This window comes from Limnohabitans sp. 63ED37-2, from assembly GCF_001412535.1.
Classification (GTDB): Bacteria; Pseudomonadota; Gammaproteobacteria; order Burkholderiales; family Burkholderiaceae_C; genus Limnohabitans_A.
In genome coordinates this window covers 442,334-458,327 of record NZ_CP011774.1, presented here as the reverse complement: position 1 = coordinate 458,327, position 15,994 = coordinate 442,334, and the positions used below count along the sequence as shown (strand labels likewise).

Genomic DNA, 15,994 nt, shown 5'->3' with positions numbered 1-15,994 from the left:
ATCCAACTTTCAGCCGACACAGGCGAACGGCCCAAGACCTAGATCCATCAGAGCATGATCTGGATCACGGTTAGGCGCTGAGCATCATGCTCAGATGCGGATGATGTTGGTTTTTTCATGAACTCCGCCGCGCATTGGATGGGTTTGCTGACCGCCCTGGGGGTGGGCTTGCTGATCGGTGTTGTTCGCGAGCGGCGACACCAACCCGGTAGAACCAAGGCTGGCACGCGAACGCACACGCTGGTGGCCATGCTCGGCTATGTGAGCTGGAGTTTGGGCACTTGGCCATTTGTGGCCACGGTCTTGGTGATCGGTGCACTGATGATCGGTGGCTATCAGGCCACCGTCCGAAGCGATCCTGGCCAGACGGGCGAGGTGGCCTTGCTGGTGACCTTGATGCTGTCGGCGCTGGCGCAGCAAAACCCGAGCTTGTCTGCCGCTCTCGGTGTGCTGGCTGCGGCGCTGCTGCATGCCAAACAAGCTTCGCAGCGCATCAGCCTTGTGTTGATCACCGATCAAGAGTTGCAAGACGCCCTCATCCTGGCGGCCGCAGCACTGGTTGTGATGCCGCTGCTGTCAGACCAAGCGATGGACCCCTGGGGCGTGCTGCAACCCATCACGCTTTGGCGCATCGTGGTGCTGGTCATGGCAGTCGGCATGCTGGGCCATGTCGCGCAGCGGGCGCTGGGTGGGCGCTGGGGCATGCCACTGGCGGCCTTTTTTTCGGGTTTTGTGTCCTCCACTGCCGTGGTCGTCAGCACAGGCCAGCGCGTGCGGGCTGGGCAAAGTGACCCACTGCCCGCAGCGGCTTGCGCCATGCTCGCCAATCTGGCGTCGTTGACGCTGTTTGCCGGGGTGCTGGGAGCCGCATCACCGACGCTGCTGGTGGCCATGCGCTGGCCACTGGTCTTGGCGGGCCTGGGCTTGCAGCTGGTGGTGCTGCTCGCATTGCGGCGCATCGAAGGCGATGGTGCCGAGACGCCAACAGGGCGTGCCTTCAAGCTCACCCATGCCCTGGGCATGGCCACCATCATTGCCTTGATGTCCTTGCTCGCTGCCTTGCTGCAACATGTTTTTGGCGATGTGGGCGTATTGTTGGCTGCTTTGTGTGTGGCTTGGGTGGAAGTGCATGCCGCCGCCGCCAGCATTGCGCAACTGATTCATTCAGGCGGCATGACGCCTGAGTGGGCGCATTGGGCATTGGTGGCCGTTCTGGCCTCCAGCGCAGTGGCCAAAACCGCCTTGGCGATGGCCAGCGGCGGGATTCGCTACGACCTGACCGTAGGACTGGGGTTCGTCGCCATGGTGGTGGGCGGTGCGGTAGGTGTGCTTTGGTTTATCTGAAGGGTCCTTGCTGGATGAAAGTCTGCTTGAGGCTGGAAGCAGACAAAGGTCTAGTGTTAACCATTGGCTGAAGCTGACCCTAAGCGGTTGTATGCTGGACTATTGAAAATAATGGGTAGTTTCTGACACTTGACCCAACCACATGGACCCTTTAATATGATGATCATCATGTCATCATTACCCACCCGAAAAGAACTGAGTCATGCTCGCATCGTCGAGGTGGCGTCCAAGGCAATTCGTCGCGCGGGTTACCGCGGTATTGGCGTTGCCGACATCATGAAAGAAGCCGGACTGACGCATGGCGGCTTTTACGCGCACTTCGAATCGCGTGACGCCTTGGTGGTTGAGGCGCTGGCCAGAGCAGGACAAGAAAACATTGAATCTTTGACAGAGGTGATCGAGCGTCGTCTGGCCAAGGGCGGCACACGCTATCAGGCCTTGGTCGAAACCTACTTGCATCAGGCACACATGGAACGTATCGAAGATGGTTGCGTGGTTGCCGCGCTGTCTTCTGAAATGACGCGCCAAGACGAAGTGGTTCGTGTGGAAGCTCGCCGCAGAGTGGATGCGATGATCGCTTTGGTGCAGGCTGCCTTGCCCGAATATGCCGATGAGAATGAGGCATCAGTCATCACGGCAACGATGGTAGGTGCCTTGCAATTGGCGCGAACACTTGGCGGAAAAGAGGGGCGCACCGTTTTGACCCAAACACGGCAGGCGCTGCTCGAGCGTTACCAACACACCACCCAACATTGATTGTCTTGCCCTTTCGACCTGAAATTTTTATTCGATCCAATATATGACGGTCATCATAATGAAAGTAAACCATGCAAATTGAAAATTCCACCGTTCTCATCACGGGCGCAAACCGCGGCATTGGGCTTGCGTTTGCCAAAGCCTTTCTCGTGCGAGGCGCAAAAAAAGTTTATGCAGGTTCGCGTGACCCCTCCAAAATGAACTTGGCTGGTGTGACCCCCATCAAGCTCGAAGTCAACTCATCTGCAGATGTTCAGGCCGCCGCGCAACTGGCTCAGGACGTCACGATCGTGGTGAACAATGCAGGCATTGCCAACTTCGGTAGTTTCATGGCCGAAGATGCAGAGGCCATGTTGAGAAATCACCTTGAAACCAATGTACTGGGACCGCTTCGCATCAGCCGTGCTTTTGCGCCTGTGCTGGCCCAAAATGGTGGCGGCGCACTGATCAACGTGGCCTCGATTGCCAGTTGGATCACCAGCCCCAAGCTCGCTAACTATGCAGTTTCCAAATCGGCTTTGTGGAGCTTGAGCAATGGTTTGCGCAACGACCTCCGTGGACAGGGGACTCAGGTGCTGACTTTGCACATGGGCTTTGTGGACACAGACCTCACCAAAGGGATCGACATGCCCAAGTCAACACCAGAGGCCATCGTCGAGCGCACACTGCAAGCGCTTGAAGCGGGTGCCCATGAGGTCCTGGCCGATGAAATGACCCAACAAGTCAAAGCTAGCTTGTCCGCGGAGCAGGCCGTTTATTTGGCGGCACGTTGAAATGACTATCAATAAGGTCCCCACAACAACGAAGAGCCAGTCCGAATCGATGCCTGCCAAATCTCCGTGGCCTGCATTTTGGATTGCTTGCAGCGCCACCTTTTTGGTGTCGTTGGACACCACAATGCTGTTTGCCGCTTTCGAAGCACTGCGCCAGAGCTTTGCGGGCACTTCTGCCGCCGAGCTGTCTTGGGTGCTCAATGGCTACACGGTCGTGTATGCCGCTATGTTGATCCCAGCCGGTGGATTGGCCGATGCCTATGGTCGTCGTCGCATATTCCGACTAGGACTCACACTTTTTCTGGTTACATCGGTGGCTTGTGGCGCGGCGCCTTCTGTCGATTGGCTCATTGCCGCACGCGCTTTTCAAGCCATTGGGGCCGCATTGCTGACGCCCGCTTCCATGTCCATTGTGTTGGCCGCCTTTCCCACCGAAAAGCGAGCCGTGGCTGTGAGTTTGTGGGGCGCTGTGGGTGGGCTGGCTGCAGCGGTAGGGCCGAGTTTGGGCAGTTGGGTGACCGCCAGCGCAGGCTGGCCCTGGGTTTTTTACATCAACCTGCCCGTGGGTCTTTGGGCGCTCTGGCGCAGCGCCTCGCAGATCGAAGAAGCTGTTAAACCGACGGAGCGTCGAAGCGTCGACATTGTGGGCCTGTTGTTGCTCATGCTTGCAGTGGGCGCAATCGCCCTGGCGATTGTTGAAAGCGGAGAGTTGCGCTGGTCGGCTCAACAGATTGCTTGGGTTGGGGTCGGTGGTCTTTTGGCTGGAGCATGCTTTGTGATTTGGGCTCGAACCCGAACCCACGCGCTGATCGATTTGTCACTGTTTCAGCATCGCACCTACCGATATGTGAACGGGGCCACGCTGGTGTTCGGCATGGCCTTTTCGATGATGTTTCTGGGATTCTTTTTCTACATGACCGGGATCTGGCATTACACGCTGCCACAAGCGGGCCTGGCCGTGACACCTGGTCCTTTGATGGTCATGCCCACAGCCATCATCACCGGACGACTGGCCTCACGCTTGGGCCATCGACCGTTCCTGGTGGGCGGTTCGCTGTTGTATGCCCTCAGCAGCCTGTGGTTCTTTCTGGTGCCCGGCAACGAGCCAAACTATCTGCTGCATTGGCTGCCCGGTCTGCTGATGAGCGGGATTGCCGTGGGCTTGGTGCTGCCGTCCTTGTCTGCTGCGGCAGTGAATCGCTTGCCCGTTGCCCACTACGCTGTGGGCAGTGCGGTCAACCAGGCAACACGACAAATTGGCTCCGTGCTCGGCGTGGCGTTCACAGTGGCACTGGTGGGCGATGCCACGCTCCAACAGTCTGACTTCCATGCCTTCTACCTGTTGCATGCAGGGCTGGCATTGCTCACAGGACTCTTGTGCTGGCCGGTTGACACCAAACCACGGGGTGCACAGTCATGATGGCAAGTCAATTCATCCATTCTCTTTTCGCACACTCGCGTGTCCGTGTGCATCACAACTTACCTACCAACTCATGGAGCCCATCATGCAAACTGACAGCACAGTCCAAGCCACTTTGAACGCATGGCAAGCGCAACTGGAAGACGTTAGGCGTCGCCGTGTCGAGCGCGGCGGTGGACACGCGGGTCTCGCGAAACCCCAACAGGTACTCGGCAAAACGGGTCTACAGGTGATGACGGCTTTGCTGGAGGGTGAGCTGCCCCATCCCTACATGGCAGACACCTTCGACTGTGAGTTGATCGAAGTGGGCGAGGGTCTGGCTGTTTTTCAGGCAACGCCACAGCTCAAGCACTACAACCCATTGGGCTCGGTGCATGGGGGTTGGTACGCGACCTTGCTGGATTTCGCCTTGGGGTGTGCGGTGCAGACCAAACTGCCAGCAGGCCTAGGCTATACAACCAGCCAGATCAATCTCAACATCGTGCGAGCCGCCAATACCCAAACCGGTCCACTGCGCTGTATCGGCAATGCCATTCACGTCGGTCGCCAGATCGGCACATCCGAAGCGCGCATTGTGGGCCCGGACGGGAAACTGTATGCACATGCCACCACGACTTGTGCCATTTTTGAGGCAGCGCCCAAAATCAGCTGAATTTGCTCGGCCGTTGAGTGCATGAAGTGCAACGGTGAAGTGCTGGCTTGAGACTTTTTTCAGCGAATGCACGAGGAAAATTTATCCGATTTTCCAATTTACAAAGGAGGAGTCCTAACGCCGGATATCCGTCCTTCGCCACGAGCATCGTCTTTTTCTGCGCTAAAAACTCAAATCGCCACCAGCTGCTGAATGTTCTTGTCCCTCATCTCATTGCCCGGCCCGCTGGCAATTACTTCGCCGCGCTCCATCACCAAGTACTGATCGGCCAGCTCTTCCGCAAAGTCGTAGTACTGCTCGCACAGCAGCACCGCCATGCGCTGGCCTTGCAAGCCCACGTCGGCCAGTTGGCGAATGACGCGGCCAATGTCTTTGATGATGCTGGGCTGAATGCCTTCGGTGGGTTCGTCCAAGATCAGCAAACGCGGCTTGGCGGCCAAGGCACGGGCAATGGCCAGTTGTTGCTGCTGGCCGCCAGACAAATCACCACCGCGGCGGTGCAGCATGAGTTTGAGCACCGGGAACAATTCAAACAACTCGGGCGGGATGGGTGTGCCGCCGGGCTGTGTGGCCAGGCCCATGCGCAGGTTGTCTTCCACCGTGAGGCGAGCAAAAATTTCGCGGCCTTGCGGCACGTAACCCACGCCCGCGGCGGCGCGTTCGTAAGGCTTGGCGTTGCTCAGGTCTTGGCCGCCCAGTGTCACGCTGCCGCTTTTGATCGGCACCAGCCCCATGAGTGATTTGAGCAAGGTGGTTTTGCCCACGCCGTTGCGCCCCAGCAGCACAGTGACCTGGCCTTGTGTGGCACTCAGGCTGACATCACGCAGGATGTGCGAGCCGCCGTAATACTGATGGATGTTTTTGACTTCAAGCATGCTCAGCGTCCCAAATAAACTTCGATCACCCGCTCGTTGGCCTGCACCTGGTCGAGCGTGCCTTGGGCCAGCACCGCGCCATCGCACAGCACGGTGACAATGTCCGAGATGGTGCGGATGAAGCCCATGTCGTGCTCGACCACCATCAGCGAGTGTTTGCCCTTGAGTGTGAGGAAGAGCTCGGCAGTGCGCTCGGTCTCGTGGTCGGTCATGCCAGCCACCGGCTCGTCGAGCAACAGCAATTTTGGCTCTTGCATGAGCAGCATGCCGATCTCGAGCCACTGCTTTTGACCATGGCTGAGCAAACCCGCCTGTTTGCTGACGCTGTCCGCCAAGTGAATGGTGTGCAGCACTTCGGCCAGACGGTCGCTTTGCTGCGAATCGAGTTTGAAAAACATCGAAGCTTTCACACCCTTGTTGGTCTTGAGGGCGAGCTCCAGGTTTTCAAACACGGTGAGGTGCTCGAACACGGTGGGCTTTTGGAACTTGCGCCCAATGCCCAGCTGTGCGATTTCGGGTTCGGTGTGGCGCAGCAAGTCGATGGTACTGCCAAAGAACACGGTGCCTTCGTCGGGTCGGGTCTTGCCGGTGATGATGTCCATCATCGTCGTCTTGCCCGCGCCGTTGGGTCCGATGATGCATCGCAGCTCGCCGGGGGCGATATCGAGCGACAACTTGTTGATGGCCTTGAAACCATCAAAGCTCACGCTCACGTCTTCGAGGTAAAGGATGCGGCCATGGGTCACATCGACCTCATTGGCGTCTTGCACCACGCGGCCGTAACCTGCGTTGCGGCCGCCGGATTCGGTGGACTCCAAGCGCTCTTGGTTCAAACGCGCCACACGCTCGGCGCCTTTTTGGAGCAGATCGGGCGTCATGCGGCACCGCCTTTCTTGTTGCGCAACTTGGCCCACAAGCCGATCACGCCATGGGGCAAATACAACGTCACCACAATGAACAAGGCTCCCAAAAAGTACAGCCAAAATTCAGGCGCGGTCACCGTGAGCCAGCTCTTGGCACCGTTGACCAAAAACGCACCCACGATGGGGCCGATCAAGGTGCCGCGCCCGCCCACGGCGGCCCACACCGCGATCTCGATCGAGTTGGCCGCGCTCATCTCGCCGGGGTTGATGATGCCCACCTGCGGCACATACATAGCGCCCGCAATGCCACACATCACGGCCGAAATGACCCAGATGCTGAGCTTGTAGGGCAACGGCGAATAGCCCGAGAACATGACCCGCGTTTCTGCATCACGAATCGCCATCAACACCCGGCCGTACTTGCTGCCCACCAACCAGCGCGAAAACAAAAAGAAACCCAGCAGCGTCAAACCGGTCAACACAAACAGCACCATGCGCATGCCGGGCGTGGCAATCGGCAGATCCAGGATGCGCTTGAAGTCGGTAAAACCGTTGTTGCCGCCCAAGCCGGTTTCGTTGCGGAAGAACAAGAGCATGGCCGCGTAGGTCATGGCTTGGGTGATGATGGAGAAGTACACGCCCTTGATGCGCGAACGGAAGGCAAAGTAGCCGAAGACAAAAGCGATCAATCCCGGCACCAGCACCACCAACAAGAGCGTGGCCACAAAGCTGTCCGACAGCGTCCAGTGCCAAGGCAGCTCTTTCCAGTCAAGGAAAACCATGAAGTCGGGCAAATCACTTTTGTAGTTGCCGTCTTGCCCGATCTGGCGCATGAGGTACATGCCCATGACATAGCCACCCAGCGCAAAGAACAAGCCATGGCCCAGCGACAAAATGCCGGTGTAGCCCCAGATCAGATCCATGGCCAGAGCGCAAATGGCAAAACACATGATCTTGCCGACCAAGGACACCGCAAAGTCGCTCAGGTGCAAGGGGTGGCCCACTGGCACCCACAGGTTGAGCACGGGCGCCAGAAAGCCCACGGCGATCAGCGCCAGCAAGAAAGCAGTCCAGGCTTTGCGCCCCAACAAGGGCGCGGGTGTAGGGAGTTGGAATGAGTTCATGTTCAGGCTCCTGTTCACGCTTCAGCGCTGCGGCCCTTCATCGCGAAGATGCCTTGCGGGCGCTTCTGGATGAAGACGATGATGAACACCAACACGGCGATCTTGGCCAGCACCGCACCGGTCCAGCCCTCCAGCAGTTTGTTGGCCAGGCCCAAGCCCAGCGCGGCGTACACCGTGCCCGCCAACTGGCCCACGCCGCCCAGCACCACCACCATGAACGAGTCCACGATGTAGCTCTGCCCCAAATCAGGTCCGACGTTGCCCACCTGGCTCAGGGCGCAACCGGCCAGGCCCGCAATGCCCGAACCCAGTGCAAACGCATAGGTGTCGATGCGGGCGGTGTTCACACCCATGCACGAGGCCATGGGCCGGTTTTGCGTGACGCCACGCACAAACAGGCCCAGCCGGGTTTTGCTGATCAAGAGCGCCACACCCATCAGCACGGCGGCGGCGAACACGATGATCAGCACGCGGTTCCAGGGCAGCTGCAAATTGGGCAGCAGCTGCAGCGAGCCGCTCATCCACGAGGGGTTTTCCACACCCACGTTTTGCGCTCCAAACAGGCTGCGCACGGCCTGCATCAGCACCAGGCTGATGCCCCAGGTGGCCAGCAGGGTTTCAAGCGGGCGGCCATACAGGTGCTGGATCACGGTGCGCTCCATCACCGCACCCACCAAGGCCGATGTGAGGAAAGCCACAGGAATAGCCACCGCCAAATAGGCATCAAATGCACCGGGCAAGTGCTCGCGGAACAAGGCTTGCACCACATAGGTGGCGTAAGCGCCAATCATCATCAACTCGCCGTGCGCCATGTTGATGACGCCCATCAGGCCATACGTGATGGCCAGGCCCAAGGCCACCAAAAGCAAGATGGAACCCAGGCTGGCCCCGGTGAACAAAGTGCCCAAGCGCTCGCCCCAGCGCAGGCTGTCCTGCACGGCGGCCAGGGACTTTTGAATTTGTTGTTGGACAGAAGGATCTTGCTCTTGGGCCAGTTGTTGGTTCAGCAAGAGCAAGGTTTCGGGTTGACGGCTGTCGGCCAACTCACGGGCGGCCAGCAAACGCTCATTGGGCACTTCGCTGCCCAACTGGGCGGCTGCGCGGGCCTGGCGCACCAGGCTTTGCACAGCGGGGTCTTTTTCTGCGGCCAAGGCTTTTTCAAGCAAGGGGGCGCGGCTGGCATCGGGCTCTTTGAGCAAGGAAAGCGCAGCTTGCCTGCGCACCTTCACATCCGGACTGAACAACTTGAGCGCGGCCAGCGCGGTGTCGATCTCGCCTCGCAGGCGGTTGTTCAACATCACTTCTTCGGCATCTGGCGGCACCGTCACGGCTTGGCCCGTCACCGGGTCTGTGCCTTGGCCGTCTCGCACCACCAGCACTTGGCCGTTGGCGGTTTTGACCACATCGTCGGCCAGCGCCTGCAAATACGCGGCGGTTTTTTCATCACCTTGCACCACGGCTTTCGACAATGCCTCAATCCGTGCATCGCTGTCACCCACCGCAATGCCCAGGGCCTCGTCCACTGTCAACGCGTGTGCCGCCGTCAGGCCCCACAGCACGCTGGCGATGCACGCGCCTTTCACGATCCATGTGTTCATCTTGCTCATCTCTTGAAATCAAAAGGGGAGGGACTGCGCCCTCCCCTTCTCAGGACGCGTTCAAACGATCACTTCTTGGCAGGTTCGTCAGGCTTGACGTCGTTGCCCGGGATGAAAGGACTCCATGGCTTGGCTTTGACCGGGCCGGGTGTCTTCCACACCACGTTGAACTGGCCGTCGGCCTTGATCTCGCCGATGAACACCGACTTGTGCAGGTGGTGGTTCTTCTCGTCCATCTTGCTGGTGATGCCGCTTGGGGCCTTGAAGGTCTGGCCCGCCATGGCAGCGATCACTTTGTCGGTGTCGGTGGTCTTGGCTTTTTCAACCGCTTGCTTCCACATGTTGATGCCGATGTAAGTGGCTTCCATCGGGTCGTTGGTGAGAGGCTTGTCTTTGTGGCCAGCGATATTCTTGGCTTTGGCATACGCCGCCCACTTCTTGGTGAACTCGTCGTTGGCCGGGTTCTTGATGCTCATGAAGTAGTTCCACGCCGCCAGGTGACCGACCAAAGGCTTGGTGTCCACGCCGCGCAGCTCTTCTTCACCCACCGAGAAGGCGACGACTGGCACATCTTTGGCTTTGAGGCCCGCATTGCCCAGCTCTTTGTAGAAAGGCACGTTGGAGTCGCCATTGATAGTGGACACCACTGCGGTCTTGCCACCGGCTGAAAACTTCTTGATGTCGGCCACGATGGTTTGGTAATCGCTGTGACCAAACGGGGTGTACTTCTCGTCGATATCGCTGTCTTTCACGCCCTTGCTTTTGAGGTAGGCACGCAAAATCTTGTTGGTGGTGCGGGGGTACACGTAGTCGGTGCCCAGCAAGACCCAGCGCTTGGCCGAGCCACCGTCTTTGCTCATCAGGTAGTCCACTGCAGGGATGGCCTGCTGGTTGGGCGCAGCGCCGGTGTAGAACACGTTTTTGCTCAGCTCTTCACCTTCGTACTGCACGGGGTAGAACAGCAAGCCGTTCATTTCTTCCACCACGGGCAAGACCGATTTACGCGACACCGAAGTCCAGCAACCGAAGATCACCGAGACTTTGTCTTGGCCGAGCAGCTGCTTGGTTTTCTCGGCAAACAAAGGCCAGTTGGAGGCCGGGTCCACGATCACGGGCTCAAGTTTTTTGCCGAGCACGCCGCCCTTGGCATTGATCTCGTCAATGGCCATGAGCACGGTGTCTTTGAGCACCGTCTCGGAAATGGCCATGGTGCCGGACAAGCTGTGCAATACACCGACTTTGATGGTGTTGCCTGCTTGCGCTTGGGCTTGGTTCACAAAAGTTAAGCTGCCCGCAACGATGGCGGCGGCGGTTGCGAGGGCTTTGAGGTTGCCACGACGGTTCATCATGAGATCACTCCATTCAGGAAAGTAAGTTGTTCACACACGCACAGTTTTGCTGCACCGCAACATCTCTTGCAATCGCCGTGCCAACCCCAAATCACCCCTGATGCACCAAGTGTTGGCATGTGTTTTCCATGGTTTTTGTCCGGCGCTCTATATAGGGCACGCTCTTTGCTACGCTTAACCCATCCGATGCACCAAATCCCTCACCACGCACCAATATGGAACTCACTCCCCGCGAAAAAGACAAGCTGCTGATCTTCACCGCAGCCCTGCTGGCTGAACGCCGCAAGGCCCGAGGCCTGAAGCTCAACTACCCCGAAGCCATTGCCCTGATCAGCGCCGCTGTGATGGAAGGCGCACGCGACGGCAAGACCGTGGCACAGCTCATGAGCGAAGGCCGCACTGTATTGACGCGTGCCGATGTGATGGACGGCATCGCCGAAATGATCCCGGACATCCAGATCGAAGCCACATTCCCCGATGGCACCAAATTGGTGACCGTGCACCAGCCCATTGTTTGACCTTCCCATTTCAACGCACAGAAATCCGCCCTTTCGGAGAACTTCATGACACAAAAAATCCAGACTCTTATCAAGTTGAGTACCTGCGCCCTGATGGCGGCTGCACCAACTTGGGCCTTGGCCCACACCGGGCACGACCACAGCGCACTGACAGGACTCGCTGAAGGTTTTCTGCACCCCTTGACCGGACTGGACCATCTCGCGGCCATGCTGGCCGTCGGTGTGTGGAGCGCCATCGCGGTGCGTCCGATCTGGTTGGCCCCGCTGGCCTTTGTGCTCATGCTGGCCTTGGGGGCCTTGTTGGGTTTTTCGGGTGTGCACGTCCCTGCGGTCGAGCCGATGATTGCGGCCTCTTTGTTGGTGATGGGTTTGCTGTTGGCCTGGCGTCGAGGCATGCCTTGGGCGGCTGCCGCAGCCGTCGCCAGCGTGTTTGCGGTGTTCCACGGTGCAGCGCATGGCAGCGAAATGGCGGGCACGCCAACCTGGTCTGCCCTGGCAGGCATGCTCATGGGCAGCGCCCTGCTGCACGGCGCTGGTGTGCTGATCGGCCAACGCATGGCTGGCCGTGTCTGGCTGCAACGCAGCGCCGGTGGTGCTCTGGCTTTGATGGGTTCATCGCTGCTGGTCGGCTTGGTCTGAAGGATTGCACATGACACCCGGTGAACTTCTGATCGACCCCGGTCAACACGCCTTGAACGTGGGCCGCCGCGCCTGCACGCTGGTGGTGCAAAACGCCAGCGACCGCCCCATCCAGGTGGGCTCGCACTACCACTTTGCCGAGACCAATGCGGGCCTGCGCTTTGACCGCGCTGCTGCACGCGGCATGCGCCTGAACATCGCCTCGGGCATGGCGGTGCGTTTTGAGCCCGGCCAACAAAGGACGGTGGAGCTGGTGGACTATGCGGGCGAGCGTAAGGTCTACGGCTTTCGGGGCCTGACCCAAGGCGCACTCGACACCCCCCAAACCCAAGGGAGCTGACATGGCCCACATCGACAAACGCGCATACGCCGAGACCTTTGGCCCCACCGTAGGGGATCGGGTTCGCCTGGCCGACACGGCCTTGGTGATCGAGGTGGAGAAAGACTTCACTCTGCAAGCAGGCGGCTACGGCGAAGAGGTGAAATTTGGCGGCGGCAAAACGATTCGCGATGGCATGGCGCAATCGCAGCGCACCAATGCCGAAGGCGCGATGGACTGCGTGCTCACCAACGCGCTCATCATCGACCACTGGGGGATCGTCAAAGCCGACATTGGTTTGCGCGGCAACCGCATCGCCGCCATAGGCAAAGCGGGCAACCCCGACACACAGCCGGGCGTAGACATCGTCATCGGCCCCGGCACCGAGATCATCAGCTGCGAAGGTTTGATCGTGACGGCCGGAGGTATCGACTGCCACATCCATTTCATCTGCCCCCAGCAAATCGACGAAGCGCTGACCAGCGGCGTGACCACCATGATGGGCGGCGGCACGGGACCTGCTACAGGCACCTTTGCGACCACCTGCACGCCTGGGCCGCACAACATCAAGCGCATGCTGCAAGCGGCTGATGCGTTTCCGATGAACTTGGGATTTTTTGGCAAAGGCAACGCCAGTTTGCCTGCCGCCTTGCACGAGCAAATCAACTCGGGTGTAATCGGTTTGAAGCTTCACGAAGACTGGGGCAGCACCCCATCGGCCATCAGCAATTGCCTGGATGTGGCCGACGAGACCGACATCCAGGTGGCCTTGCACTCAGACACACTCAATGAATCGGGTTATGTCGAAAACACCATCGCGGCTGCACGGGGCCGTGGTTTGTGCGCCTTTCATACCGAAGGCGCAGGCGGCGGGCACGCGCCCGACATTTTGAAGGTGGTGGGTCAGGCGAACTTTTTGCCCAGCTCAACCAACCCGACCATGCCCTACACCCACAACACGCTCGACGAGCATGTGGACATGTTAATGGTCTGCCACCACCTGGACCCGGCGATTGCCGAAGACCTGGCTTTTGCCGAAAGCCGCATCCGCAAAGAAACCATTGCGGCCGAAGACATCCTCCACGACCTGGGTGCCATCAGCATGATGAGCAGCGACAGCCAGGCCATGGGGCGAGTGGGCGAGGTCATCATCCGCACTTGGCAAACCGCGCACAAAATGAAGCAGCAGCGCGGCAGCCTGCCCGGCGACACCGAGCGTCACGACAACGCCCGCGTCAAACGCTACATCGCCAAGTACACCATCAACCCCGCGATTGCGCACGGCATCAGCCACGATGTGGGCAGCATCGAAGTGGGCAAATGGGCCGACCTGGTGATCTGGAAACCGGCCTTCTTTGGCGTCAAGCCTTCCTTGGTGCTAAAGGGCGGCTTCATCGCCCTGGCGGCCATGGGCGACCCTAACGCCTCCATCCCCACACCCCAGCCCGTGCACTACCGCCCCATGTTCGGCAGCTACGGCGGGGCGCTCACGCGCAGTGCGCTGACCTTTGTGTCCAAAGCTGGCGCACAAGCTGGGATTGGCGAGCGTTTTGGCCTGCAAAAACCCTTGTCCGTGGCACACAACATCCGGGGCGTGCGCAAACAACACATGGTCCACAATGCCTACCTGCCCCACATGGAGGTGGACCCCCAAACCTACGCGGTGCGGGCCGACGGCCAGCTGCTGGTGTGTGAAGCCGCCACCAGCCTGCCGATGACACAACGCTACTTTTTGTTCTGATGATCCTCTGCTCCAAACTCATGCCCCAAGGCCGTGGCCTGGCCCGCGTGCTGGTGCAACGCGCCAGCACCATCACCCTCGACTGGGACACCCGCCAAAAAAGCCGCTTTGACGCGACCGACAGCGCGGGGCGACAACTCGGTGTGTTCTTGCCGCGTGGCGCTGTGGTGCGCGGTGGTGATGTGCTGGTGGCCGAAGACGGCTCGCTGGTGCGCGTGCAAGCCGCGCCGCAAGACGTGCTGCGCATCACCACTTGCACCGAGCACGGCTCGCCCTTTGACCTGACCCGCGCCGCCTACCACTTGGGCAACCGCCATGTGCCGATTGAGCTGCAACCCGACCACCTGAAGATCGAACCCGACCATGTGCTGGCCGACATGCTGCGGGCCATGCACATGACGGTGGTGGCGGTGTCAGAGCCCTTCGAGCCCGAGAGTGGCGCTTATGGCGACCACGGCGGGTATTCCCATGGTGGGCATGCACATGACCACGACCATGCGCATTCACACGACAACAAAGCCGCAGTCGCCGAACCGCATGTGCACGGTCCCGACTGCACACACGCCCACGCTGCGCCGCCCGCCGCCAAGCGCATCGCCATCCCGATCCGCTCTGACCCAGTCGCGCCCCATGTGCACGGCCCGGGCTGTAACCATGACCACTGACAACGCGCCATCGGGCCTGCTGCAACTGATCTGGCTCGCATCGCCTGCGCTGCCGATTGGGGGCTTTTCTTATTCCGAAGGTCTGGAAGCCGCCATCGAACAAGGCCTGGTGCACCACGAAGCCAGCGCCACCGACTGGGTGGTGGACCAGCTGCACCTGACGCAGTCGCGCGGCGACATGGCGGTGCTGGCGCAAGCCATTCCCGCTTGGCAGCGAGGCGACACCGCACGCCTGCAAGCGCTGAGCGACTGGGTCATGGCCACCCGAGAAACCGCCGAAATGCGTTTGCAAACCGAGCAAATGGGCCGCTCCCTGCTCGACTGGCTGCGCAATCTGCAACAAGCCAGCGAAGAACAGTTGAACGTGTGTGCACGTTTGCCTGTGAGCTACCCCCTGGCCATGTCGCTGGCTTTGTCTTTGGCACACACACCGCTGGACCAAGCCTTGCAAGCCTATGCCTTTGGCTGGGCCGAAAACATGACGCAAGCGGCGCTGAAATCGGTTCCCTTGGGCCAAAGTGCGGGCCAGCGCATGCTGGCGCGGCTGGCCCGCGAAATCCCTTTGGCTGTGCAAACGGCCATGGCCCTCCAAGACGAAGAACGACAAGCCTTCAGCCCCATGCTGGCCATCCTGTCGTCACGCCACGAAACCCAATATTCCCGAATCTTCCGATCATGAACACCTCGTCTGCACTGCACCACATCCCCAACCGCAGCAAAAAGCTGCCGCCCCTGCGCGTGGGCATTGGCGGGCCTGTGGGCTCTGGCAAAACCACGCTGCTGGAGATGCTCTGCAAAAACATGCGTGAGCGCTGGGACCTGATCGCCATCACCAACGACATCTACACCAAAGAAGACCAGCGCCTGCTCACGGTGAGTGGTGCACTGCCTGCCGAGCGCATCATGGGCGTGGAAACGGGCGGCTGCCCGCACACGGCGATCCGCGAAGACGCGTCCATCAACCTCGAAGCGATTGACCGCATGTTGGAGAAGTTCCCCAACGCCGACGTGGTCTTCATTGAAAGCGGCGGCGACAACCTAGCCGCCACCTTCAGCCCCGAATTGAGCGACCTCACGATCTATGTGATCGACGTGGCCGCTGGCGAAAAAATCCCCCGCAAAGGCGGCCCCGGCATCACCAAAAGCGATTTGTTCGTTATCAACAAAACCGATCTGGCCCCGCATGTGGGCGCTGACCTGCAAGTCATGCGTGACGACACCCAGCGCATGCGCCCCAACCCCGAAACCCGCCCTTGGGTCATGACCAACCTCAAAACCTTGGATGGCCTGGCCGAGGTGGTGGCCTTCATCGAAAAGCGCGGCATGCTAGGCCAAGCTTGAACGACTGTTTTAGTCGT

The 15,994-nt window shown here is 59.6% G+C and carries 17 protein-coding genes; 12 read left to right on the top strand and 5 right to left on the bottom strand.

The genetic code is table 11. The annotated features are described in order from the left end of the window. Positions 1-117 precede the first annotated feature (117 nt). The 5 genes from L63ED372_RS02170 to L63ED372_RS02150 all read left to right on the top strand — a co-directional run bounded on the left by L63ED372_RS02170 (position 118) and on the right by L63ED372_RS02150 (position 4,945). Positions 118-1,344: an MgtC/SapB family protein gene (locus L63ED372_RS02170; protein WP_082431562.1), complete on the top strand. Its 1,227-nt coding sequence runs from the start codon at positions 118-120 to the stop codon at positions 1,342-1,344. 156 nt (positions 1,345-1,500) lie between these two features. Beyond that, positions 1,501-2,100 (top strand): TetR/AcrR family transcriptional regulator, encoded by a 600-nt coding sequence (locus tag L63ED372_RS02165; protein WP_062402661.1) that lies wholly within the window; start codon positions 1,501-1,503, stop codon positions 2,098-2,100. Between the two features lie 71 nt (positions 2,101-2,171). Further along, the gene (locus tag L63ED372_RS02160; protein WP_062402658.1) at positions 2,172-2,873 is read left to right on the top strand and encodes an SDR family oxidoreductase; all 702 of its coding nucleotides are present in this window, start codon (positions 2,172-2,174) and stop codon (positions 2,871-2,873) included. Position 2,874: 1 nt separating this feature from the next. Beyond that, positions 2,875-4,293 carry an MFS transporter gene (locus L63ED372_RS02155; protein WP_062402652.1) on the top strand — a complete coding sequence of 473 codons (1,419 nt, stop codon included), beginning with the start codon at positions 2,875-2,877 and terminating at the stop codon, positions 4,291-4,293. A gap of 85 nt (positions 4,294-4,378) precedes the next feature. Further along, positions 4,379-4,945 carry a PaaI family thioesterase gene (locus L63ED372_RS02150; RefSeq protein ID WP_231624535.1) on the top strand — a complete coding sequence of 189 codons (567 nt, stop codon included), beginning with the start codon at positions 4,379-4,381 and terminating at the stop codon, positions 4,943-4,945. Positions 4,946-5,115: 170 nt separating this feature from the next. On the opposite strand, the gene urtE is transcribed toward L63ED372_RS02150, so the two are convergent. The 5 genes from urtE to urtA all read right to left on the bottom strand — a co-directional run bounded on the left by urtE (position 5,116) and on the right by urtA (position 10,751). Further along, positions 5,116-5,820 carry an urea ABC transporter ATP-binding subunit UrtE gene (gene urtE / locus L63ED372_RS02145; protein WP_062402648.1) on the bottom strand — a complete coding sequence of 235 codons (705 nt, stop codon included), beginning with the start codon at positions 5,818-5,820 and terminating at the stop codon, positions 5,116-5,118. Between the two features lie 2 nt (positions 5,821-5,822). Further along, positions 5,823-6,698, bottom strand: coding sequence for an urea ABC transporter ATP-binding protein UrtD (urtD, locus tag L63ED372_RS02140; protein ID WP_062402644.1), 876 nt, complete (start codon positions 6,696-6,698; stop codon positions 5,823-5,825). Beyond that, positions 6,695-7,807, bottom strand: a complete 1,113-nt coding sequence (gene urtC, locus L63ED372_RS02135; protein WP_062402640.1) for an urea ABC transporter permease subunit UrtC — start codon at positions 7,805-7,807, stop codon at positions 6,695-6,697. Before urtC ends, urtD begins: the two co-directional genes overlap by 4 nt. Positions 7,808-7,821: 14 nt before the next feature. Next, positions 7,822-9,405 carry an urea ABC transporter permease subunit UrtB gene (urtB, locus tag L63ED372_RS02130; protein ID WP_062407534.1) on the bottom strand — a complete coding sequence of 528 codons (1,584 nt, stop codon included), beginning with the start codon at positions 9,403-9,405 and terminating at the stop codon, positions 7,822-7,824. Positions 9,406-9,473: 68 nt separating this feature from the next. Next, positions 9,474-10,751: an urea ABC transporter substrate-binding protein gene (gene urtA, locus L63ED372_RS02125; RefSeq protein ID WP_062407532.1), complete on the bottom strand. Its 1,278-nt coding sequence runs from the start codon at positions 10,749-10,751 to the stop codon at positions 9,474-9,476. A 218-nt stretch (positions 10,752-10,969) separates the two neighbouring features. On the opposite strand from urtA, the gene L63ED372_RS02120 reads away from it, so the two are divergent. Genes L63ED372_RS02120 through ureG form a run of 7 tightly spaced genes read left to right on the top strand, consistent with a single transcriptional unit; the run spans position 10,970 to position 15,977 of the window. Further along, entirely contained in the window at positions 10,970-11,272 is a 303-nt protein-coding gene (locus tag L63ED372_RS02120) for an urease subunit gamma (protein WP_019425908.1), read from the top strand. Positions 11,273-11,317: 45 nt separating this feature from the next. Continuing rightward, positions 11,318-11,911 carry a HupE/UreJ family protein gene (locus L63ED372_RS02115; protein WP_062402637.1) on the top strand — a complete coding sequence of 198 codons (594 nt, stop codon included), beginning with the start codon at positions 11,318-11,320 and terminating at the stop codon, positions 11,909-11,911. A 10-nt stretch (positions 11,912-11,921) separates the two neighbouring features. Continuing rightward, a complete protein-coding gene (locus L63ED372_RS02110; protein ID WP_062402634.1) occupies positions 11,922-12,251 on the top strand; it encodes an urease subunit beta in 330 nt (109 codons plus the stop codon). A gap of 1 nt (position 12,252) precedes the next feature. Next, positions 12,253-13,971 carry an urease subunit alpha gene (ureC, locus tag L63ED372_RS02105; RefSeq protein ID WP_062402631.1) on the top strand — a complete coding sequence of 573 codons (1,719 nt, stop codon included), beginning with the start codon at positions 12,253-12,255 and terminating at the stop codon, positions 13,969-13,971. Next, positions 13,971-14,636: an urease accessory protein UreE gene (gene ureE / locus L63ED372_RS02100; protein ID WP_062402627.1), complete on the top strand. Its 666-nt coding sequence runs from the start codon at positions 13,971-13,973 to the stop codon at positions 14,634-14,636. The genes ureC and ureE overlap by 1 nt, the downstream gene beginning before the upstream one ends. Then, entirely contained in the window at positions 14,626-15,315 is a 690-nt protein-coding gene (locus L63ED372_RS02095) for an urease accessory protein UreF (RefSeq protein ID WP_062402624.1), read from the top strand. The genes ureE and L63ED372_RS02095 overlap by 11 nt, the downstream gene beginning before the upstream one ends. Continuing rightward, complete coding sequence (ureG, locus tag L63ED372_RS02090) at positions 15,312-15,977, top strand: urease accessory protein UreG (protein ID WP_062402621.1); 666 nt, start codon at positions 15,312-15,314, stop codon at positions 15,975-15,977. The genes L63ED372_RS02095 and ureG overlap by 4 nt, the downstream gene beginning before the upstream one ends. Positions 15,978-15,994: the final 17 nt, after the last annotated feature.

Excerpts from the sequence above, each read along its gene's own strand:
- ureE (WP_062402627.1), top strand. The coding sequence starts at position 13,971 with ATGATCCTCTGCTCCAAACTCATGCCCCAAGGCCGTGGCCTGGCCCGC.
- L63ED372_RS02150 (WP_231624535.1), top strand. The coding sequence starts at position 4,379 with ATGCAAACTGACAGCACAGTCCAAGCCACTTTGAACGCATGGCAAGCG.
- urtD (WP_062402644.1), bottom strand. The coding sequence starts at position 6,698 with ATGACGCCCGATCTGCTCCAAAAAGGCGCCGAGCGTGTGGCGCGTTTG.
- L63ED372_RS02110 (WP_062402634.1), top strand. The coding sequence starts at position 11,922 with ATGACACCCGGTGAACTTCTGATCGACCCCGGTCAACACGCCTTGAAC.
- L63ED372_RS02165 (WP_062402661.1), top strand. The coding sequence starts at position 1,501 with ATGATGATCATCATGTCATCATTACCCACCCGAAAAGAACTGAGTCAT.
- urtC (WP_062402640.1), bottom strand. The coding sequence starts at position 7,807 with ATGAACTCATTCCAACTCCCTACACCCGCGCCCTTGTTGGGGCGCAAA.
- L63ED372_RS02120 (WP_019425908.1), top strand. The coding sequence starts at position 10,970 with ATGGAACTCACTCCCCGCGAAAAAGACAAGCTGCTGATCTTCACCGCA.
- L63ED372_RS02095 (WP_062402624.1), top strand. The coding sequence starts at position 14,626 with ATGACCACTGACAACGCGCCATCGGGCCTGCTGCAACTGATCTGGCTC.
- ureC (WP_062402631.1), top strand. The coding sequence starts at position 12,253 with ATGGCCCACATCGACAAACGCGCATACGCCGAGACCTTTGGCCCCACC.
- L63ED372_RS02160 (WP_062402658.1), top strand. The coding sequence starts at position 2,172 with ATGCAAATTGAAAATTCCACCGTTCTCATCACGGGCGCAAACCGCGGC.
- urtB (WP_062407534.1), bottom strand. The coding sequence starts at position 9,405 with ATGAACACATGGATCGTGAAAGGCGCGTGCATCGCCAGCGTGCTGTGG.
- L63ED372_RS02115 (WP_062402637.1), top strand. The coding sequence starts at position 11,318 with ATGACACAAAAAATCCAGACTCTTATCAAGTTGAGTACCTGCGCCCTG.
- urtA (WP_062407532.1), bottom strand. The coding sequence starts at position 10,751 with ATGAACCGTCGTGGCAACCTCAAAGCCCTCGCAACCGCCGCCGCCATC.
- L63ED372_RS02155 (WP_062402652.1), top strand. The coding sequence starts at position 2,875 with ATGACTATCAATAAGGTCCCCACAACAACGAAGAGCCAGTCCGAATCG.
- ureG (WP_062402621.1), top strand. The coding sequence starts at position 15,312 with ATGAACACCTCGTCTGCACTGCACCACATCCCCAACCGCAGCAAAAAG.
- L63ED372_RS02170 (WP_082431562.1), top strand. The coding sequence starts at position 118 with ATGAACTCCGCCGCGCATTGGATGGGTTTGCTGACCGCCCTGGGGGTG.
- urtE (WP_062402648.1), bottom strand. The coding sequence starts at position 5,820 with ATGCTTGAAGTCAAAAACATCCATCAGTATTACGGCGGCTCGCACATC.